The organism is Frigoribacterium sp. VKM Ac-1396, assembly GCF_015350895.1.
In the GTDB taxonomy this organism is placed as follows: Bacteria; Actinomycetota; Actinomycetes; order Actinomycetales; family Microbacteriaceae; genus Frigoribacterium.
In genome coordinates, this window is the sequence record NZ_JADKSD010000002.1 from 969,845 (window position 1) to 989,665 (window position 19,821).

The following is a 19,821-nucleotide window of genomic DNA, read 5'->3' on the forward strand; positions in this document are numbered from 1 at the left end:
CTGAGAACACATGGCACACAAAAAAGGCGCATCGTCCACCCGCAACGGTCGTGACTCGAACGCACAGCGCCTCGGCGTGAAGCGCTTCGGCGGCCAGGTCGTCCTCGCCGGCGAGATCATCGTCCGCCAGCGCGGCACCCACTTCCACCCCGGCGTCAACGTCGGCCGCGGCGGCGACGACACCCTCTTCGCCCTCGCCCCCGGCTCGGTCCAGTTCGGCGCCAAGGGCGGCCGCAAGGTCGTCAACATCGTCGCCGCCGAGACGGCGACGGTCTAGCACGACCACGCGGCGTCGGCACCCGACCCGCATCGGCGGCCCCTCGAGGGTCGCACCGTCTGGGGCGAGCATCCTGCTCGCCCCAGACGTGTTTGACCCGGGCAGCTCGCACCGGCACGCACAGACAAAGAGATCAAGCACCTCATGGCCACATTCGTCGACCAAGTGACCCTCCACCTCCGCGCCGGCAACGGCGGCAACGGCTGCGTGTCGGTCAAGCGCGAGAAGTTCAAGCCGCTCGCCGGCCCCGACGGCGGCAACGGCGGTCACGGCGGCGACGTCGTGATCGTCAGCGACACCGGCGTCACGACCCTGCTCGGGTTCCACCGCGCGCCGCACCGCTCGAGCGACAACGGCGGCTTCGGCATGGGCGACCACCGGGCCGGCACCAACGGCGAGACCCTCGAGCTCGTCGTGCCCGTCGGCACGGTCGTCAAGTCCGCCGACGGCGTCGAGCTGATCGACATGGTCGAGCCGGGCATGCGCTACGTCGCGGCCGAGGGCGGCATCGGCGGCCTCGGCAACGCGGCCCTCTCGTCGACGAAGCGCAAGGCCCCCGGGTTCGCGCTGCTGGGCACGCCCGGCTGGGCCGGCGACGTGCTGCTCGAGCTCAAGGTCGTCGCCGACGTGGCCCTGGTCGGCTACCCCTCGGCCGGCAAGTCGAGCCTGGTCGCAGCCCTCTCGGCAGCCAAGCCGAAGATCGCCGACTACCCGTTCACGACCCTGCACCCCAACCTCGGCGTGGTCGAGTCGGGCGACACGCGGTACACGGTCGCCGACGTCCCCGGCCTGATCGAGGGCGCCAGCGAGGGCAAGGGGCTCGGGCTCGAGTTCCTCCGTCACGTCGAGCGCTGCTCGGCCCTGCTGCACGTGCTCGACTGCGCGACCCTCGACCCCGGACGCGACCCGCTGACCGACCTCGACGTCATCCTGCGCGAACTCGAGGCCTACCCCGTCCCCGACGGGCAGAAGCCCCTGCTCGAGCGTCCCCAGCTCGTCGCCCTCAACAAGGTCGACGTGCCCGACGGGCGTGAGCTGGCCGACTTCGTCACGCCGGAGCTCGAGGCCCGCGGTTACCGCGTGTTCGAGATCTCGGCCGTCAGCCACGAGGGGCTGCGCAACCTGTCGTTCGCCCTGGCCGAGGTGGTCGAGGCCAGCCGGGCCGAGATCGCGGCCCGACCCGCGCCTCCTCGCATCGTCATGCGCCCGCGTGCCGTCAACGAGAAGCCCTTCGTCATCCGCGTCGAGGGCGGCACGTACGGCAACGTGTACCGCATCCTCGGCCAGAAGCCCGAGCGCTGGGTCGTGCAGACCGACTTCAACAACGAGGAGGCCGTGGGCTACCTCGCCGACCGGCTCAACGCCATCGGCGTCGAGGACGCGTTGTTCAAGGCCGGGGCGCAGGCCGGTTCGACGGTCGTCATCGGCCCCGAGGGCGGCATCGTCTTCGACTGGGAGCCCACGCTGACGTCCACGGCCGAGCTCATGACGAGTGCCCGCGGCACCGACCCGCGTCTGATCCAGAACGACCGCCCGACCCGCAACCAGCGTCGCGAGGAGTACTTCGAGCGCATGGACGCCAAGGCCGAGGCCCGGGCCGAGCTGCAGCGTGAGCGTGCCGCGGGCCTGTGGACCGACGACGAGGGGTTCCTCGTGAAAGAGGGCGACGAGGCCGAAGGCGACGAGCGGGCGTGACCGGGGGCGTCGTCGACCGCGCCGGCCTCGCGACGGCCCGCCGCATCGTCGTCAAGGTCGGCTCGTCGTCGATCAGCGGCGAGAACGCGGGCCAGATCGAGCCGCTGGTCGACGCCCTGGCCACGGCCTACGGTCGCGGCGCCCAGGTCGTCCTCGTGTCGTCCGGTGCCATCGCCACCGGTCTGCCGCACCTGCGGCTCGACGCGCGGCCGACCGACCTCGCGACCCAGCAGGCGGCCGCCGCCGTCGGGCAGAACGTCTTGATCTACCGGTACCAGCAGAGCCTGCGCCGCTACGACATCGTGGCGGGGCAGGTGCTGCTGACGGCCGGCGACATGCAGAACGCGACCCACCGCAGCAACGCGCAGCGCGCCATGGAGCGCCTGCTCGACCTGCGCATCCTGCCGATCGTCAACGAGAACGACACGGTCGCCACCCACGAGATCCGGTTCGGCGACAACGACCGGCTGGCGGCCCTCGTATCGCAGCTGATCGGTGCCGACGCGCTCGTGCTGCTGAGCGACGTCGACGCGCTCTACACCCGCCCGCCGCACGAGCCCGGCGCCGTGAAGATCGTCGACGTGCCCTTCGGTGACGACCTCGACGGCGTCACGTTCGGCGCCGCCGGTGCGGCCGGGGTCGGCACGGGAGGCGCGGGCACGAAGGTCGCGGCGGCCCGGTTCGCGGCCGAGGCGGGCACCCCGGTGCTCGTGACGAGCACCGGCAACGTCGCCCGCGCCCTCGCCGGCGACCACGTCGGCACGTTCTTCGAGGCGGCGGACGCCACGTCGGCGGCCGAGCGCTCGGCCTGACCCGAGCCTCCCGTGGCCGACGGGCGATGCGTGGACCGCGGCCCTCGCGGGACGGGGGCGGCGCGGCATAGGCTTCGTCCATGTCGCTCATCGCCGCCCCGGCCCCGTCGCTCACCGACAAGTTGACCGCGGCCAAGGCCGCCTCTCGCGTGCTCGCGACGGCCACCGCCGACCGCAAGGACGACGGGCTGCGGGCGATCGCCGCCGCCCTGGTCGCGAACGCCGACCGCATCGTCGAGGCCAACGGGCTCGACCTCGCGAACGCCCGCGAGAACGGCGTCGGTGCCTCGCTGCAGGACCGCCTGCGTCTCGACGCCGACCGGCTGGCCGGGCTCGCGTCGGCCACCGAGCTCGTGGCCTCGCTCGTCGACCCGGTGGGCGAGTCGGTGCGCGGCAAGGTGTTGCCGAACGGGCTGCGCCTCGACCAGGTCCGCGTGCCCTTCGGCGTGGTGGGGGCGATCTACGAGGCCCGGCCCAACGTGACGGTCGACATCGCGGCGCTCGCCCTCAAGAGCGGCAACGCCGCCGTCCTGCGGGGCGGCAGTGCGGCGCAGCAGTCGAACCGCGTGCTGGTCGAGGTCATGCGCGAGGCGCTGGCCGGCGTCGGCCTGCCCGCCGACGCGGTCGTCACCATCGACGAGTTCGGCCGCGACGGCGCCGGCGAGTTGATGCGGGCCAGGGGGCTCGTCGACGTGCTGATCCCGCGCGGCAGCGCCGAGCTGATCGACACCGTCGTCCGCGAGTCGAAGGTGCCGGTCATCGAGACCGGGGCCGGCGTGGTGCACGTCTTCCTCGATGCCAGCGCCGACGAGACCTGGGCCGTCGACATCGTGCAGAACGCCAAGGTGCAGCGGCCGAGCGTGTGCAACGCCCTCGAGACGCTGCTCGTGCACCGCGACGCGGCCGAGCGCCTGCTGCCGCCGGTGCTGGGTGCCCTCCGCGCCTCCGGGGTGACGATCCACGGCGACGAGCGCACCCTCGAGGTGTTCCCCGACGGCGTGCCCGCGACCGACGACGACTGGGCGACCGAGTACATGGGGCTCGACCTCGCCGTGCGCGTCGTGGCGGACGTCGACGAGGCGATGGAGCACATCGCCCGGTGGTCGACCCACCACACCGAGTCGATCGTCACCAACGACCTCGCGACCGCCGAGAGGTTCCTCGCCGAGGTCGACAGCGCCGTGGTCATGGTGAACGCCTCGACCCGCTTCACCGACGGCGGCGAGTTCGGCTTCGGGGCCGAGGTCGGCATCTCGACGCAGAAGCTGCACGCCCGCGGCCCGATGGGGCTCGCCGAGCTGACGAGCAGCAAATGGGTCGTGCGGGGCCGGGGCCAGGTGCGCGGGTAGACTGAGCGTCGATCGTCATCGCCTGAACGGGAGAACCCATGCTCGACGCCTCGCTGCTGCTCGCCGAAGCCCACGAAGAACTCGCGCCGCTGATCGCACCCGCCCCGGTCATCGCCGGCGTCTTCGCCCTCGCGTTCCTGGCTCTCGGTTACGTCGTGTTCAGCTACCGTGACGTCGCGAACCGCTCGGTGCGCAAGGCCAGCAAGCTCGCCCACCACGACGGCCCGATCGACGAGTTCGGTCACCCCGAGAACCACTGACGGCGAAGGCCTCCGAGATGGTCGTTGCGGGCACGTCCGTGCCCGACGGCGAAGGGGTCAGGCGACCCCGTGTCGGCATCATGGGCGGCACGTTCGACCCGATCCACCACGGGCACCTGGTCGCGGCCAGCGAGGTCGCGCAGTCGTTCCACCTCGACGAGGTCGTGTTCGTGCCGACCGGTCAACCGTGGATGAAACCCGAGGTCAGCGAAGCCGAGCACCGCTACCTCATGACGGTCATCGCGACCGCGTCGAACCCGACCTTCACCGTCAGTCGCGTCGACGTCGACCGTGAGGGCCCGACCTACACGATCGACACCCTGCGCGACATCCGCCGGCTTCGTCCGACGGCCGAGCTGTTCTTCATCACCGGGGCCGACGCCGTCGCGCAGATCCTCGACTGGAAGGACGTCCAAGAGCTCTGGGACCTCGCCCACTTCGTCGCCGTCTCGCGCCCGGGGCACGACCTCAGCGTTAGCGGTTTGCCCGAGAGCGACGTAAGCTTGCTAGAAGTCCCCGCACTGGCCATCTCGTCGACCGATTGCCGCGCCCGGGTGGGTCGAGACTTTCCGGTGTGGTACTTGGTCCCCGACGGCGTCGTCCAGTACATCTCCAAGCACCATCTGTATCGGAGCGTTTCATGAGCACGTCCGACGGTCAGCCGCCCCTCACCCGGCGACAGATCCGCGACCTCGAGCGCGCCCGCGAGGCCGGTCGGGCCGTCACGGGTGCCGTGCCCGTGGTGCCCGCGTCGGCGTCCGCGGCCGAGCCGGCTCCCACTCCCGAGCCGACCTCGTCGCCCGAGCCGATGCCGGCTCCGCGCTCGGCGGCGGCCTCGACGAGTGATGACGCGCTGCCGACCCCCGTCCCCTCGACGGTGGCTCGACCCGACGTCCCGCCGCCCGCCCCGGGTTCGGTCGTCGACCCCGGCACCGGCCTCACCCGCCGACAGATGCGCGCGCTGCGTGACGCCGACCAGAGCCGTGGCGCGTCACCGGTGCCGCTGCAGGCCCCCGCCCCCGAACCCCGCCGCCCGCTGGCCGACGCGCTGAACACGGTCGACGAGATCGCCCCCGCGGCGGCTCGGCCCACGTCGGCACCGGTCGGTTCGTCGTCGGCCGATGCCCGTCCGGCGTCGGCGCCCGCCCCCCGCCCGTCGTCGGCCGACGATGCGTCGGACGTCGCGCCCGGCCCGCGTCGGACGGGCCAGACCCCCTTAGCGGCTCCGGCCGCCTCGGCACCCGCCCCGACGTCGACGCCGACGGTGTTCCCCTTCGCCCTGTCCGACGAGCAGGGTCGTGGGCCGCAGTCCTCGCCGAGCGCGCCTCCTGCGTCGTCGCGGCCGACGACGTCGGCGCCGCGCGCGTCGAACGCGGTGACGGACGACCGTCGAGACGACTCGTCCGACGTGGTGCCCGTCGTGCCGCCGGGCCACTGGTCGGCCCAGTCCGACGAGCCCGACGCGCAGTCCGTCCCCGGTCGCCAGCTCGGCACGAGCACGGGGCAGCAGAACGCCCTCATCCTCACCGACGCCCAGGTCGCCGACGTGACCGGTGCCCTCAACGCCACCGGCGAGATCATCATCACGGGGTCGATCGACCTGCCCCGCAGCCTGGCGTCGACGGGCTCGCAGGCCCGCATCGACAACTCCGACATGGACCGCATCCTCGAGCAGGGCGACGCCGAGCAGGCCTCGAGCGACGCCGAGCCCGTGCGGGCCAGCCGCGCCATCAGCACCCACACGTCCACCCGGGCGGTCGTGCTCGCCGCGTCGCAGCCCAAGGGCACCCACCTGCCGTTGATCCTCGGGATCTCGGGCGGCGTGGTGGGCCTCGGTATCATCGGCTTGATCATCGGTGGCTTCGCCACCGGGGTGCTGGGCTGAGGCCCGACCCACCCGAACCGACCCCGGTCGGCCCGAATCACCACCTACCCCTAAGGAACACGTGACAGCCACCCCTCGTGCCATCGAGCTGCTGCAGATCGCCGCACGCGCGGCCGACGACAAGCAGGCCGACGACCTCGTCGCCCTTGACGTCTCCGGCCCCCTGCCCCTGACCGACGTGTTCCTGCTGGCCACGGGCCGCAGCGAACGCAACGTGGTCGCCATCGCCGGCGAGATCGAAGACAAGATGCTCGAGGCCGGGGTCAAGACCCTCCGCCGCGAGGGTCGCGCCGAGGGTCGCTGGGTGCTGCTCGACTTCGGTGACGTCGTCGCCCACGTCTTCCACGACGAGGACCGTCAGTACTACGCACTCGAGCGCCTCTGGAGCGACTGCCCGACGATCCCGCTCGACGTCCTGACCGAGTCGGCCGACGCGTCCGACGACGCGGCCGTCGACGCACCGGCCGAGGCGTAGCCGACCCGCGCCTCCTCGGCTCCTCCCGTCCGCCTCGGCGCGACGTCACGAGATGCCGCTCACCTCTCGGGGTGGGCGGCATCGCGCGTGGCGGGGCGCCCGGGGCACCGCGCCAGGTGGTGGATACTGCGCCAGGTGGTGGACACTGCGCCAGGTGGTGGGCACCGCGCCAGGTGGTGGGCACCGCGCCAGGAGATGGACACTGCGCCAGGTCTTCGCCTGGTGCGGTGACCACGTCCTGGCGTCGTGACCTGCCCGGCTCCGGCCACGCGCCACCACGGCATCTCGGGGCAGGGTGGCCAGCGCGGGGCGGGGGCTCGCCTGCACCGCCAGAACGCCTGCCGGTCGACTCGGGCAGGGGTGAACTTGCGGGCTCGAAAAATGTAGTAATGTAGACGAGTTGCTTCCGACGGGGTGAAAACCTCCAGGGGCGGCAGTTCTGGGTCTGTGGCGCAGCTGGTAGCGCACCTGCATGGCATGCAGGGGGTCAGGGGTTCGAGTCCCCTCAGATCCACCAGAACGGGTTCCACCAGAAGCACCGAAGGCCCCTCCTCGTGAGGGGCCTTCGTCGTTGCCGGGCCCGCGGCCCAGGTGACGGCCGCACGCCGCCACGAGGTAAACACCCCGCCACGCGAAATCGTGGCGGGGTGTTTACCTCGTGGCGGGCTGATCGGGCCGCGCGGGCGGGGCAGTGCGGGCGGGGCAGGGCAGGGCAGGCCGGGCATGCAGGGCGGGGCAGGCAGCGCGGGCGGGGCAGGCAGGGCAGGCAAGCAAGGCAGGCAGGCAGGCAGCGCGGGCGGGGCAGGCAGGGCAGGCAGGCAGGCAGCGCGGGCGGGGCAGGCAGGGCAGGCAGGGCAGGCAGGCAAGGCAGGCAGGCAGGAAGGCAGGCAGGGCAGGAAGGCAGGCAGGGCAGGAAGGGCAGGCAGGCCAGACGGGCCAGCCAGGCAGGGCCAGGCCAGGCCGCCCGAGCACGCAAGGCGCACGCCGACGGGCGCAGGAGGCGCGGGTCGGCTCAGACGCGGGCGCGCAGCTCCGCAGACGCGCGCGCCGCCCCCTCGGCGAGCAGGCCCTGGTCGGCGTGCACCAGTGCGCCGTCCACGACGACGGAGTCGCCGCCGACCCACAGCCGGGCCAGCGGCGGCAGGGACGCCAGCCCGAGCGCGGCGACCGGGTCGGCGATGCCGGCGAACTCGACGCCGTCGACCCGCCAGAGGGCGAGGTCGGCGAGCTTGCCCACCTCGATCGAGCCGAGGTCGGCGTCCCGGCCGAGCACGCGCGCGCCGCCGATCGTCGCCAGGCGCAGGCCCTGCCGCACCGAGAACGCGTCGGCGCCAGAGCGCAGCCGCCCGAACAGCACCGCCTGGCGGATCTCGGTGCCGAGCTGCCCCGACTCGTTCGAGGCGGCACCGTCGACGCCGAGGCCCACGGGCGCCCCGGCCGCCAGCAGCGACGCGATCGGCGCGATGCCCGCGGCCAGGCGTCCGTTCGACGACGGGCAGTGCGCCACGCCCGTCCCCGTCGCGGCGAAGCGTCCGACGGCGTGGTCGTCGAGGTGGACGCAGTGCGCCATCCAGACGTCGTCGCCGAGCCAGCCCAGGTCTTCGAGGTACTGGGTCGGCGTGCGGCCGAAGCGCTCGAGGCAGAAGGCGTCCTCCTCGACGGTCTCCGAGCCGTGGGTGTGCAGCCGGACCCCGAGCTGTCGGCCGAGCACCGCGGCCTCGCGCAGCAGGTCGGGCGTCACCGAGAACGGCGAGCAGGGCGCGATCGCGATCTGGACCCGCGCGTCGCCGGACGGGTCGTGGAACCGGGCCACCGCCTCCTGGCTGGCGCGCAGCGCGACGTCCGTCGTCTCGACGGCGAAGTCCGGGGGCAGGCCGCCCTGCGACCGGCCGAGGTCCATCGAGCCCCGCGTGGCGTGCAGGCGGACGCCGACCGTGCCGGCCGCCCGGACGATGCCGCCGAGCAGGTCGCCCGAGCCGGCCGGGAAGACGTAGTGGTGGTCGCCGACGGTCGTGCAGCCCGACCGGGCGAGGACGGCGATCGCGGCGGCGGCCCCGGCCTCGACGAGCGGCTCGTCGATGCGCGCCCAGGTCGGGTAGAGCGCGACGAGCCAGTCGAACAGGATGGAGTCCTGCGCGATGCCGCGGGTCAGCCACTGGTAGAGGTGGTGGTGCGTGTTCACCAGACCTGGCGTGAGCAGGTGGCCTCGGCCGTCGACGCGCTCGACCGGGATCGGCGCGGCATCCGGAGTCGCCGAACCCGAACCCGACCCCGTCGCCGAACCGCGGGCAGACCCGGGTGGGGCCAGCCCGGCCGTGGCCCACGCGGGGGCGGGCCCGGGCCCCACGGCGACGATGCGCGATCCGTCGACGACGACGTGCCCGCCGGCGTGCTCGGTGTCGTGGGCGTCGACCGTCGCGACATGGGCACCCTCGACGACGAGCCGCCGCACCGGGGCCGACAGGTCTGGCCCGGTCAGGCCCGGTGCCGTCACGCCGCGCGTCCCGTCGCGAGTCCCGTCGCGAGTCACGCCGCGAGCCACGCCGCGATCTCGCCGGCGGCCCGGCCCTTGAGCTCGTCGCTCGCCCCCGAGCACTCGATCGAGCTCAGGGCGCAGGCGGCGAGCTGGGCGTCGGTGAGCCCGAGGGTCGTGCGGGCCAGCTCGTACTCGGCGAGGACGCCGGGGCCGAAGAGGATCGGGTCGTCGGCGTTGATCGAGCACCGCACGCCGGCCTCGACCAGGCGCTTCAGCGGGTGGTCCTCGATCGTCGGGATCACCGACAGCAGCACGTTCGAGGTGAGGCACACGTCGAGGCAGACGCCCTCGGCGGCCAGGCGGGCCATCAGCGTCTCGCTGTGCACGGCCGTCACGCCGTGCAGCACGCGGTCGGCGCCGAGGACGTCCAGCGCCTCCTCGATCTGGTCCGGCCCGGCGAGCTCGCCGGCGTGCGGCGTCGAGAGCAGCCCCGCGTGCTTAGCGATGCGGAACGCCTCCTCGTAGCGCGCCGCCGGGTTGCCACGTTCGTCGTTGGCCAGGCCGAGCGAGACGACGCCGCGGTCGGCGTAGGTGGCGGCCAGGTGGGCCAGCTCGTTCGCGGCCTCGACGCTCTCGGTGCGGTCGACCGTGATCATCAGGCCGACCTCGACGCCCCACCGCTCGCCGCTCTCGGCGCAGGCCGCGAGCATGGCCCGCAGCGACGCGTCGAGCGACCCGAAGGTCGCGACGTAGAACTGCGGGCTCGCCCCGAACTCGACGTAGGCGACACCCTCGTCGGCGCAGTCCTCGATCGCCTCGTCGATCAGGCGGAAGAGGTTCTCGCTCTCGGCGAGGACCACGAGCATGCCCTGGTACGTGGCGCTGAACTCGCTGAAGTCGCCGAAGCTGGTCGGCATCGGCACGACGACGCCCGACGACGCCGCCATCTCGGCCAGCGAGTCCGGACGGACCGCCGCCTCCATGTGCAGATGCAGGTGGCCCTTGGGCAGGGCGCGCAGGTCGCGCCGGTCGCGCAGGTCGCGCCGGTCGCGCACCGCGGCGTCGGCTGGCGAGGGGGCGGACGCCGAGGAGGCGCGGGCTGCGTCGGTGGGGGAGGTGGTGGTCACGAGCGGGCTCCGTGGATCAGGGCGTCGACGAACGACGGCAGGAAGAGGTCGGTGCGGACGGCGGTGACCGCCGTCGTGTGGGTCGACGGGTCGTCGTCGGGTGCCGACCCGTCGGGTCGCCAGTCCGTCGCGGCGCCGTCGGGCGTGACGAGCACGCGGCCCCGCGTCGCGAAGCCGTCGTGGGTGATGCCGACGGGGCCGGTGACGCTCTCGGCGATCCATTCGGGGTGCACCATCAGGGCGGCGGCGAGGCCGTCGTGCACGGGGCTGACCCGGCGGCCCCAGGCGTTGCGGTAGAAGTCGAGGTAGGTCGCCAGGACGTCGGCCGCGAAGGTGCCGGTCGGCGTGCCCGAGTCGCGCAGGGCGGCGACGTGGGACTCCTCGGTGATCACCTGCGAGGTCGCGTTGACGCCGACCATCAGGCGCGAGCCGGCCGGCGCGGTGAACACCTCGCGCGCGGCCGGGCCGTCGTTCTGGACGTTGGCGTCGACCATGTCGGTCCGGCCGAGCTCGGGGAACGGCCCGCTGCCGCCCATGATCGTCACCGACCGGAACAGCGTCTGGAGGCGCGGTTCGGCTCGCAGCGCCAGGGCCACGTTCGTGAGCGGCCCCAGGGTGAGCAGGTCGATCTCGCCCGGGGACGCCCGGGCGACCTCGACGAGCCGCTCCGCCGCCGGGACGTCGAGCAGAACGCGGGGGAGCGGCCGGTCGGCGACGACGTCACCGAGACCGTCGTGACCGTGGACGTAGTGCGCGATGTGCGCCTCCGCCTCGAGCGGCCCGTCGGCACCTCGGGCGACGGGAACGTCGTCGAGTCCGACGAGGCTCAGGACGTGCCCGATGTTCCGTAGGGCGTCGTCGACGACGCAGTTGCCGTAGACGGCCGTGATGCCGACGATCTCGACGTCGGGCTGCGCGGCGAGCCAGAGCAGGGCGAGGGCGTCGTCGATGCCCGTGTCGGTGTCGACCAGCACGCGGCGCGTCCCGCTGGGGCCCGTGACGCCGGGGCCCGTCACACGGGGGCCCGTCACGACGCGGTCGCCTTGCCGGCGTTCGGCCCCCACTTGGCGAGCACCGCCGTCTCGACGAAGGTGGTGATCGTGTAGAGCACGATCGAGACGAGCGTGATGAGCACGACGATCGCCCAGATCTCGCCGTACTGCGACTGCGACTTGGCGGCCGTGATGGCGGCGCCCAGGCCCTCGTAGGTGAAGAGCCACTCGTAGAGCATCGCGCCGGTGATGGCTCCCGGCACGGCGATGCGCATCGAGGCGAAGAAGTAGGGCAGGGCCGTGGGGAACGCGACCTTGCGCATGATCGTCCAGCGGCTGCCGCCGTAGACCCGGATCAGGTCGACCGACTGGGCGCTGACCGAGCGGAAGCCGAGGGTCAGGTTGACGAGCAACGGGAAGAACACGACCACGCCGCCGATGAAGCCGGCGGTGACGATGCCGTTGCCCAGCACGAGGTAGATGACGGGGGCCATCGCGAGCAGGGGCACGGTGCGCAGCAGCATGGCGATCGGCATGAACATGAACTCGACGGGTCTGATCAGCGTGAAGACGATCGCCACGACCAGCGAACCGCCGACGCCGAAGACGAAGCCGATCGCGGCGTGCCAGAGGGTCACCCCGAGCAGGCCGGCGATGTGCACGCGGTTGTCGGCCGCCGTGGTCTGGCTGAGCTCGGAGTCGACGAAGAACCAGCGGAACACGTCGGCCGGGGTCTTCGCGATGAACGCATTGGCCTGCAGCACGACGATGGCGAGGTTCCACAGGATGCCGAGGATGATCGCCGAGACGGCGATCGTCAGCACGGTGCGGCCGATGCGTCGCAGGACGAACCGGGCCGTCGAGGAGGCGCTGGTCGAGACCGCGGGTGCGGTGACGCGGGTGCCGGTGCCCGTGGGCAGGATCGTGGCCATCAGAACCCCTCTCCGGCGCGGCTGTCGCCCGCCGACCAGGGCGTGACCAGTCGGCTGATCCGCCCGATGACGAAGTAGGCGATCCCGGCGATGCCGCCCGAGATCAGGGCCAGCGCCCAGAGCTTGACCGACGCCGCCGTGGCCTGCGCCGCGAGCAACAGGATGCCGAGGCCCTGGTCGACGCCGATGAGGAAGTACTCGCCGAGGACCGCGCCGAGGAACGCCGCGGGTGCCGCCAGCTTCAGCGCCGCGAGGATGCTGGGCAGGGCGGCGATCAGCCGGACCTTGACCAGCTGCGTCCACCGCGAGCCGCCGTAGGCCGTGATCACGTCGAGCTGGGTCTCGCTCGCGGCCCGCAGGCCGAGCAGCGTGCCGATCACGGTGGTGAAGATCACGCTGAGCGCGGCCAGGAAGATCGACGTCGTCCGGCCGCCGGCGGGCGACATGAGCGTGACGATCGGCGCGATCGCGGTCAGCGGGATGCACGAGCAGCCCACGGCGAGCTGGGTCGAGAGGCCCTCGAACCACGGCACGAGCAGCACCGCGAAGGCCAGCGCGAACGCGATCAGGTTGCCCCAGAGAAAGCCCCACGCCGCGCTGCCGGCGGTCGCGCCGATGGCGCGCCAGTAGACGAGGTCGCTGAGGTCGGTGACGAGCTGGACGAGCACCTGTCCGGGTGGGGGCACCGACCCGGTCACCGAGAACAGCGTGACGGCCACGACCTGCCAGATCGCGACGATCAGCACGATGCCGACGAGGGCGCCGACCCACGGAGGGGCCGCCGCCATCGAGCCGAGCACCGAGCGTCGCTCACGGCCCCGCGCGGTCTCGGCCTGGAGGGCGACGCTCTGACCCAGCTCGGCCTCGACCTCGCGCTCGGCGGTCTCGCGCGGCGACGTGTGCAGGTCAGTCATCGGCCGCCGCCCCGTGCGAGCCGAACAGGATCTCGGAGATGCGGTCGACGTACGCGTGGAACTCGGGCGTGCGGGTCAGTTCGGGCAGGCGCGGCCTCGGCAGGTCGATCTCGACCACCTCGGCGATGCGGCCCGGACGGGCGCTCATCACGGCGACGACGTCGGACAAGAACACGGCCTCGCTGATGCCGTGCGTCACCATCAGCGTGGTGGCGGGCTTCTCGCCCCAGATGCGCAGCAGCTCGACGTTCATGCGCTGCCTCGTCATGTCGTCGAGCGCGCCGAACGGTTCGTCGAGCAGCATGATGGTCGGCTGCACGGCGAGGCAGCGCGCGATCGAGACGCGCTGCCGCATGCCGCCCGACAGCTGCGCCGGCTTGGCCTTCTCGAAGCCCTTCAGGCCGACGAGGTCGATCAGGTCGTCGATCAGGCCGGCCGGGGGGGTGAGCCCGGCGACCTCGAGCGGCAACCGGATGTTGTTCTCGACGCTGCGCCAGGGCAGCAGGGCCGAGTCCTGGAACGCGATGCCCGTCTCGTGGCCGCGCTGCACCTCGGCCGCGGTCTTGCCGTTGATGACGACGCTGCCCGACGTGGGCGTCTCGAGCCCGGCGAGGATGCGCAAGATGGTCGACTTGCCGCAGCCCGAGGGGCCGAGCAGGCTGAGGAACGAGTCCTTCTTGGTGCCCAGGTCGATCTGCGTCAGCGCCTGCACGCTCTTCCGGCCGAGCTGGAACGACTTGGTCAGCCCCTGGATGTTGATGCCCGTGGCGAGCTCGGGTCGTCCGGCGGGGTCGCCCGTCGCCGTGGTGAGCGCCGCCGTCGCGGTCGTGGTGCCGTCCGTCATGGTCATGTCGTGGGGATCGTGAAGGTCGTGATGAGGTCGGGGTTCTCCTCGTAGACCTCTGTGATGATGCTGAGGTCGAAGAGGTCGTCGGCCGACACGTCGGTGCCCATGGCCTTGAGCGAGGCGATGTTCTCGGCGACCAGCTCGTCGGTCATCGTGAACAGGCCGTTGGCGTTGACGTCCTCGGTGAGGATCAGCGTGTTCTGCGCCTCGGCCTCGGCCGTCTGTTCCTCGACGTCGAGGTCCTGGTCCTTGCCGTACTTCTCGACGGCGTACTTCGCGCTCTGCTCCGGGCTCTTCACCGCGTCGGTCCAGCCCTTGATCTCGGCGACCAGGAAGGCCTTGAGCATGTCGCGCTCATTGTCGATGGTGTCCTGCGTGACGGTGAAGGTCTCGGCGACGAACGGCAGCCCGTTGTCGGCGAAGCCCAGCACGACCGGGGTGAAGCCGTCCATCTTCGCGAGGATCGGCTCGTTCGTGATGTACGACATGTGCGCGTCGTACGCGTTCGTCTCGAGCGGGGCGATGTCGTACTGCGTGGCCACCAGCTCGACGTCGTCGAGGGTCATGTCGTTGGCCTTGAGGAACCCCTCGAAGATGGTCTGGTTGCCGCCGGACTGCACGCCGATCTTCTTGCCCTTGAGGTCGGCCAGGGTGCGGATCGGGTTCCCCTCCTCGAGGGAGAGCAGGCAGAACGGGTTCTTCTGGAACGTCGTGCCGATGATCTTGAGCGCCGCGCCCTGCGCGACCGAGGGGCCGGTGAGCGAGGCCGACGACAAGCCGACCTTGGCCTGTCCGGCGAGCAGCGCCTCCTCGGCTCCGGTCTGCCCGCCGCCGGCGAGCAGCGTCACCTCGCTGAAACCGGCGTCGGTGTAGTAGCCCTTCTCGGTGGCGAAGTACTCGCCGGCGAACTCGATGTTCTTGATCCACGAGAGTTGCACGGCGATGGTGCCGAAGGCCCCGCCGGACGCCGCGCCACCGGTCGCCGCGCCCGTGCCGGCCGACGAGTCGGTGCAGGCGGCGAGCAGGGCGGTCGTGCCGACGACGAGTGCGGCCGAACCGCCCAGGCGCAAGAACCCGCGGCGGTCGAGGGACGAGTCACGGAACGCGGAAGGTACGGAGAGGGGGCTCATGGGGGTCTCCTGAGGGTTGTTCGGGTGAGGTGTCGAAAAGCTAGACCCGGACTGTTTCATCGTCGTTTCGGACGTGTTGCCGTCGTCGCCGACCTGAGGACGCGTTAGTTTCGGGGGCATGGCCACGCGCGAGTCCTCCGACAAGAGGGCCGAACTGCTCGAGCGCGTCGTCGACCACGTGCTCGAGAACGGCGTCGGCCAGCTCACCCTCCGCGGCCTGGCCACGGCGGTCGGCTCGAACAACCGCATGCTGCTGTACTACTTCGGCAGCCGAGAAGAACTGGTCGTGGCTGCGCTGCACGGCGCCGAACGGCGGTTCCCGGGCATCGTCGGGGTCGTGGACCACCTGGCCGGGCCCGACCTGCCGCTCGACCAGCGCCTCCTCGCCGTCTGGCGGACGGTGTCCGACCCCGTCAACCAGCCGTTCAACCGGCTGTTCTTCGAGGTGTTCGGCCTCGCGAGCTTCGACCGCGAGCGCTACGCGTCGCTGCTCGGCGACATCGGCACCGAGTGGGTGGGGCAGGTGGCGGCGGCGTACCGCGCCGAGGGCGTCGAGGAGGCGCGGGCCGAGTCGTTCGCGCACGAGACGGTCGCGCTCTGGCGTGGCTTCCAGGCCACGCTGCTCAGCGCCGGGTCGAGCGCCGCGGTCGACCGCGCCGCCGTCGAGGCCACCGAGGCGCTGGTCGCCCGCGTCCGGTCCGCCGCGGCCGTCACCCGCTGACGACCCGTCGTATTAACAGTTCGTTTCGTGGCTGGACTCCGGGTGAACCATCCGGTTCACTGACGGCATGAAGCAGATCCGTCTCGGTGTGTTCGAAGTCGCCGGCCCCCAGGTCGGCGGCACCCTCAGCTGGTCCCACCCCCGCAGCGACTCGCTCGGCTACCACGGGCTCGACCTGTGGATCGGCATGGCGAAGCTGCTCGATCGGGCCGGCTTCGACTTCTTGTTCTTCGCCGACGGCTTCGGCTACCCGTCGATCGACGGCGACCTGCCCGAGACGGCGGCCCGCGGCGGCATCAACTTCCCCGGCATGGACCCGGCGCTGCTGATCCCGACTCTGGCCCGCGAGACCGAGCGGCTCGGCTTCGTCGTCACCTCGTCGACCGGGCTCGACCACCCCGTCCAGTCCGCGCGCCGCTTCGCCACCCTCGACCACCTGACCGGTGGGCGCATCGGCTGGAACATCGTCACGGGTGCCTCGCAGAACACCGTCGCCGAGTTGTTCGGCCACGACGAGATGCGCGGCCACGACGCCCGCTACGACCAGGCCGACGAGTACGTCGACCTGGCGATGACCCTCTGGGAGGGCTGCTGGGAGGACGGCGCGTTCCGCGGCGACGCCGAGGCGGGCGTCCTGGCCGACCGCGACCGCATCCACCGCGTCGAGTTCGCGGGCGAGCACTTCCGGTCGTCGGGCTACTTCACGGTCGCGCCCTCACCGCAGCGCACGCCGGTGCTGTTCCAGGCGGGCACCTCGGACCGCGGGCGCGCCTACGCCGCCCGCAACGCCGAGTGCGTCTTCGTGCAGGGCACGACGGTGCCCAAGACGGCGGCGAACGTCGCCGACATCCGGGCCAAGGCGGCCGCCCTCGGCCGCGACCCCGAGTCGGTCAAGATCATGGTCGGGCTGACGGTCACGGTCGCCCCGACCCACGACGAGGCCGTCGCCCTGCGCAAGGAGTTCGACGACCTGCAGACCGACGAGGTCGTCGCCGTGCTCTACGCGGGCAACACCGGCATCGACCTGCTCTCGCTCGACCCGTCACGTGACTTGACCCAACTGCAGGACGACGGCGGGCCCGTCGGGCAGATGGGGCAGAGCAACATCGACCGCTTCCTGCCGAAGGACGGCTCGCCTGCGCCGACGGTGCGCGAGATCCTCGACGACCTGCGCGGCAAGGGCACCCGCGGCCTGCAGCTGGTCGGCGACCCCGTCGAGGTCGCGGACGAGCTCGAGCGCCTGGTCGACGAGACCGACCTCGACGGGTTCTTGCTCGAGCCGATCTTCGGCACGGCCGACCTCGCGGACTTCGCCGAGCTCGTCGTGCCCGAACTCCGCCGCCGCGGTCGCATGCCGGCCGAGCCCGCCACGGGCACGTTGCGTGAGCAGATGCTCGGTCGACCCGGGCCGCACCTGTCGGCCGACCACCCGGGTGCCCGCTTCGCGGTGGTGCCGGCGACGGTCTGAGTCGGGGCGCGCAGGCCTCGGGGCGCGCAGGCCTCAGGAGGTGCGGGTCGCCCAGGCGCGGATCGCCGGGTACAGCTCGGGCAGGGTCGCCGCCCGGTGCGTCGGCCGGGCGTCCGGGGCGGCGAAGCGTTCGACCAGGGCCGTCGGCGACCCCTGCGCCGCGGCCGGCTCGAGGTCGTTCGGCCAGATGTCGCCCACGCTGAGCAGGCGGTCGGGTCGGTCGGCGAGGCCCGCGTCGGCCCGGAGCCGGTCGAGCACGGCGGGCAGGCCGGCCGGCTTGCGCGCGTCGGTGACGAGCTCGTCGACGCGGTCGGCGAGCCCCAGCCGCTCGAGCGGCTGCACGACGCCGTGCTCGGGGGAGTTCGTCACGAGCACGACGCGCACGCCGTCGGGGAGCGAGTCGAGCAGGTCGGCGAGCCCGTCGGGGGCCGAGATCTCGAGGTGACCCTCGGCGAGGGCCGCACGGGCCCCGGCGTAGGCGGTCGAACGCGCCGCGTCGTCGACGCCCAGGGCCCGCGAGACCCGCTCGGCGACGACGTACCCGTCGGGGGAGCCCTCACCGTACGCGGTGGCCGCGTCGACGCCCTCGGGCTCGTCGGCGAGGGGGCTGCCGACGAACCGCGCCAGCACGGCCTCGACCAGCCGCGGCGGGTGCCGCACGTCGGTCGCCCCGAGCGCCTCGTCGAGGAGGCGCGCGTACGTCAGGACGGCGCCGTCGCCCAGGCAGACGGTCCCGTCGAAGTCGAGCACGAGGACGTGGGTGGTGGTCATCCCTCGATCCTGCCGCACCGGGCCGGAGTCGGCGGGACTGGGAGCGGGCCAAGGGATGCTGTGGGCCGCCTGTGCATTCCCTCCGCGCGTGCGTCGGCGCGATAGAACGGGTCCATGAGCAACGAGCAGGACACCACGCCCACCCCCGACGACCGCCCGCGCCCCGCGTACGGCGAGTACGCGCCGCAGGGCGCCGGCCCGCAGGCCACGCCCGAGCAGGGGCAGCAGGGCGGCGCGACGCCCGGCCAGCAGGCACCCGGCCAGCAGCTGCCCCCGCAGGGTGCGCCGTACGGTCAGCCCGGCTACGCGCAGCCCGGCCCGCAGACGACCCCGACGACCGGCACGCCCGGCCCCGGCGGCATCGGCGCCTTCGCCGGTGCGGGCTACCCGCAGGTGCTGGCCTCGTTCACGAAGTACGAGGACGCCCAGTCCGCCGTCGACCTGCTGTCGGACGAGGGGTTCCCCGTCGAGAGCGTGTCGATCGTCGGGCACGACATCCGCACCGTCGAGAACGTCTCGGGCCGACTGACCTCGGGCAAGGCCGCCGGCCGTGGCGCCGGTGGTGGCGCCTGGTTCGGTCTGCTGCTCGGCCTGCTGTTCGGCATCTTCGCCCCGACCGGCGCGTGGATCGGCGTCCTGCTCGTGGCCGTCGGCCTCGGTGCCCTGTGGGGAGCCCTGTGGGGCTTCGTCGGTCACAAGATGCTGCGCGGTCGCCGCGACTTCTCGTCGGTCCGCACGATGGAGGCCGGCCGGTACGAGGTGCTCGTCCGCGGCGAACTCGCCGCCCGGGCGCACCAGACGCTGGCGCAGGGACGCAAGGTCGCCTGACCGGCGCTACCCGCGCCTCCTCGGCTCGGCCGATCCGCGCCCGTCCCGTTCGTCGGGGCGGGCGCGGTCGTGTGTGGCGCCTCCGTCGGCTTTCGTTGGTGTACCAATGGTTGGTACACTCAGCATCATGACGAGACCCGAGCGACACCACGAGCACGGCAGCAGGTTCGGCGACCTGGTCGAGCGGATGAACGCCCGGTTGCGTCCCTACATCGGCGGCGCGCAGTTGGGGTTCAAGAACGAGGCTCCGGCGGTCGCTCCGCAGCACGGCGGGGTGTGCCCCCTCTGTGGTGCGCCGATGGACGAGCACGTCGTCGACCGCACGGGCGTCCGCACCATGGTGCACTGCCCGGTGCCGCGGGCATGAGCGCCGCCGTCGCGCCTCCGTCCGCCGACCCGCTCGAGCTCGAGAGCCAGATCTGCTTCGCGCTCTCGGTCGCGTCGCGCGGCGTCGTCGCGGCCTACCGACCGGTGCTCGAGCCGCTCGGCCTGACGCACCCTCAGTACCTCGTCATGCTGGCCCTGTGGCAGCACGCCCCGCTGTCGGGTCGCGAGCTCAGCCGTCTGCTGCGGCTCGACCCGGGCACGCTCAGTCCGCTGCTCAAGCGGCTCGAGGCGCAGGGTCTGCTGACCCGCGGGCGACGGGCCGACGACGAGCGGGCGCTGTCGATCGAACTGACCCCGACGGGTGCCGCGCTGCGCAGTGAAGCCGAGGGCATCCCCGGGCGCATGATGGCCCGGCTCGGGGTGACCCGCGATGAGCTCGTCGTGCTGCATCGCACGATGACGAAGCTGATCGTCGCGGCGGACGCCGACGGAGGTGTCGCCCCGGCGTGAGCTCGGCACCGGCCGGCATCCGGGC

General features: G+C 72.5%; 21 protein-coding genes and 1 tRNA gene. 14 read left to right on the top strand and 8 right to left on the bottom strand.

Annotated elements, in window-relative coordinates:
- The first annotated feature begins 10 nt into the window (after positions 1–10).
- The 9 genes from rpmA to ITJ55_RS11645 all read left to right on the top strand — a co-directional run bounded on the left by rpmA (position 11) and on the right by ITJ55_RS11645 (position 7,270).
- On the top strand, positions 11–277 hold the full coding sequence (rpmA, locus tag ITJ55_RS11605) for a 50S ribosomal protein L27 (RefSeq protein WP_194595457.1): 267 nt from the start codon (positions 11–13) through the stop codon (positions 275–277).
- Positions 278–421: 144 nt separating this feature from the next.
- Positions 422–1,972 carry a GTPase ObgE gene (obgE, locus tag ITJ55_RS11610; protein WP_194595458.1) on the top strand — a complete coding sequence of 517 codons (1,551 nt, stop codon included), beginning with the start codon at positions 422–424 and terminating at the stop codon, positions 1,970–1,972.
- Positions 1,969–2,784: a glutamate 5-kinase gene (proB, locus tag ITJ55_RS11615; protein ID WP_194595459.1), complete on the top strand. Its 816-nt coding sequence runs from the start codon at positions 1,969–1,971 to the stop codon at positions 2,782–2,784. The genes obgE and proB overlap by 4 nt, the downstream gene beginning before the upstream one ends.
- Positions 2,785–2,864: 80 nt before the next feature.
- Positions 2,865–4,133 (top strand): glutamate-5-semialdehyde dehydrogenase, encoded by a 1,269-nt coding sequence (locus tag ITJ55_RS11620; protein WP_194595460.1) that lies wholly within the window; start codon positions 2,865–2,867, stop codon positions 4,131–4,133.
- A 38-nt stretch (positions 4,134–4,171) separates the two neighbouring features.
- Positions 4,172–4,393: a hypothetical protein gene (locus ITJ55_RS11625; protein ID WP_056262610.1), complete on the top strand. Its 222-nt coding sequence runs from the start codon at positions 4,172–4,174 to the stop codon at positions 4,391–4,393.
- Positions 4,394–4,410: 17 nt separating this feature from the next.
- Entirely contained in the window at positions 4,411–5,037 is a 627-nt protein-coding gene (gene nadD / locus ITJ55_RS11630; RefSeq protein ID WP_082486850.1) for a nicotinate-nucleotide adenylyltransferase, read from the top strand.
- Positions 5,034–6,278 (top strand): hypothetical protein, encoded by a 1,245-nt coding sequence (locus tag ITJ55_RS11635; RefSeq protein WP_194595461.1) that lies wholly within the window; start codon positions 5,034–5,036, stop codon positions 6,276–6,278. Before nadD ends, ITJ55_RS11635 begins: the two co-directional genes overlap by 4 nt.
- 61 nt (positions 6,279–6,339) lie before the next feature.
- Positions 6,340–6,753, top strand: a complete 414-nt coding sequence (gene rsfS, locus ITJ55_RS11640; RefSeq protein ID WP_194595462.1) for a ribosome silencing factor — start codon at positions 6,340–6,342, stop codon at positions 6,751–6,753.
- A gap of 441 nt (positions 6,754–7,194) precedes the next feature.
- A tRNA-Ala gene (locus ITJ55_RS11645) sits at positions 7,195–7,270 on the top strand.
- 495 nt (positions 7,271–7,765) lie between these two features.
- On the opposite strand, the gene ITJ55_RS11650 is transcribed toward ITJ55_RS11645, so the two are convergent.
- Genes ITJ55_RS11650 through ITJ55_RS11680 form a run of 7 tightly spaced genes read right to left on the bottom strand, consistent with a single transcriptional unit; the run spans position 7,766 to position 15,171 of the window.
- Entirely contained in the window at positions 7,766–9,283 is a 1,518-nt protein-coding gene (locus ITJ55_RS11650) for an 8-oxoguanine deaminase (protein ID WP_370544138.1), read from the bottom strand.
- On the bottom strand, positions 9,280–10,356 hold the full coding sequence (add, locus tag ITJ55_RS11655; protein WP_370544139.1) for an adenosine deaminase: 1,077 nt from the start codon (positions 10,354–10,356) through the stop codon (positions 9,280–9,282). Before add ends, ITJ55_RS11650 begins: the two co-directional genes overlap by 4 nt.
- Entirely contained in the window at positions 10,353–11,387 is a 1,035-nt protein-coding gene (locus ITJ55_RS11660) for a nucleoside hydrolase (protein WP_194595463.1), read from the bottom strand. The genes add and ITJ55_RS11660 overlap by 4 nt, the downstream gene beginning before the upstream one ends.
- Positions 11,384–12,280, bottom strand: coding sequence for an ABC transporter permease (locus ITJ55_RS11665; RefSeq protein WP_194595464.1), 897 nt, complete (start codon positions 12,278–12,280; stop codon positions 11,384–11,386). The genes ITJ55_RS11660 and ITJ55_RS11665 overlap by 4 nt, the downstream gene beginning before the upstream one ends.
- Positions 12,280–13,194 (bottom strand): ABC transporter permease, encoded by a 915-nt coding sequence (locus ITJ55_RS11670; RefSeq protein WP_228498132.1) that lies wholly within the window; start codon positions 13,192–13,194, stop codon positions 12,280–12,282. Before ITJ55_RS11670 ends, ITJ55_RS11665 begins: the two co-directional genes overlap by 1 nt.
- Positions 13,187–14,038, bottom strand: a complete 852-nt coding sequence (locus tag ITJ55_RS11675) for an ABC transporter ATP-binding protein (RefSeq protein ID WP_194595654.1) — start codon at positions 14,036–14,038, stop codon at positions 13,187–13,189. Before ITJ55_RS11675 ends, ITJ55_RS11670 begins: the two co-directional genes overlap by 8 nt.
- Positions 14,039–14,040: 2 nt before the next feature.
- Entirely contained in the window at positions 14,041–15,171 is a 1,131-nt protein-coding gene (locus ITJ55_RS11680) for an ABC transporter substrate-binding protein (RefSeq protein ID WP_194595465.1), read from the bottom strand.
- Positions 15,172–15,289: 118 nt separating this feature from the next.
- Between ITJ55_RS11680 and ITJ55_RS11685 the strand changes: the two genes are divergently transcribed.
- Positions 15,290–15,892 (top strand): TetR/AcrR family transcriptional regulator, encoded by a 603-nt coding sequence (locus tag ITJ55_RS11685; RefSeq protein WP_056262639.1) that lies wholly within the window; start codon positions 15,290–15,292, stop codon positions 15,890–15,892.
- Between the two features lie 67 nt (positions 15,893–15,959).
- Positions 15,960–17,360, top strand: coding sequence for an NtaA/DmoA family FMN-dependent monooxygenase (locus tag ITJ55_RS11690; RefSeq protein ID WP_194595466.1), 1,401 nt, complete (start codon positions 15,960–15,962; stop codon positions 17,358–17,360).
- Positions 17,361–17,393: 33 nt separating this feature from the next.
- Here ITJ55_RS11690 and ITJ55_RS11695 read toward each other — a convergent pair whose 3' ends face one another.
- Positions 17,394–18,131, bottom strand: coding sequence for an HAD family hydrolase (locus ITJ55_RS11695; RefSeq protein ID WP_194595467.1), 738 nt, complete (start codon positions 18,129–18,131; stop codon positions 17,394–17,396).
- Between the two features lie 114 nt (positions 18,132–18,245).
- Between ITJ55_RS11695 and ITJ55_RS11700 the strand changes: the two genes are divergently transcribed.
- From ITJ55_RS11700 to ITJ55_RS11710, 3 genes are all read left to right on the top strand, one after another.
- A complete protein-coding gene (locus ITJ55_RS11700) occupies positions 18,246–18,959 on the top strand; it encodes a general stress protein (protein ID WP_228498136.1) in 714 nt (237 codons plus the stop codon).
- Positions 18,960–19,086: 127 nt separating this feature from the next.
- A complete protein-coding gene (locus tag ITJ55_RS11705; protein WP_194595468.1) occupies positions 19,087–19,326 on the top strand; it encodes a hypothetical protein in 240 nt (79 codons plus the stop codon).
- The gene (locus tag ITJ55_RS11710) at positions 19,323–19,796 is read left to right on the top strand and encodes a MarR family winged helix-turn-helix transcriptional regulator (RefSeq protein WP_194595469.1); all 474 of its coding nucleotides are present in this window, start codon (positions 19,323–19,325) and stop codon (positions 19,794–19,796) included. Before ITJ55_RS11705 ends, ITJ55_RS11710 begins: the two co-directional genes overlap by 4 nt.
- The last annotated feature ends 25 nt before the right edge of the window (positions 19,797–19,821 follow it).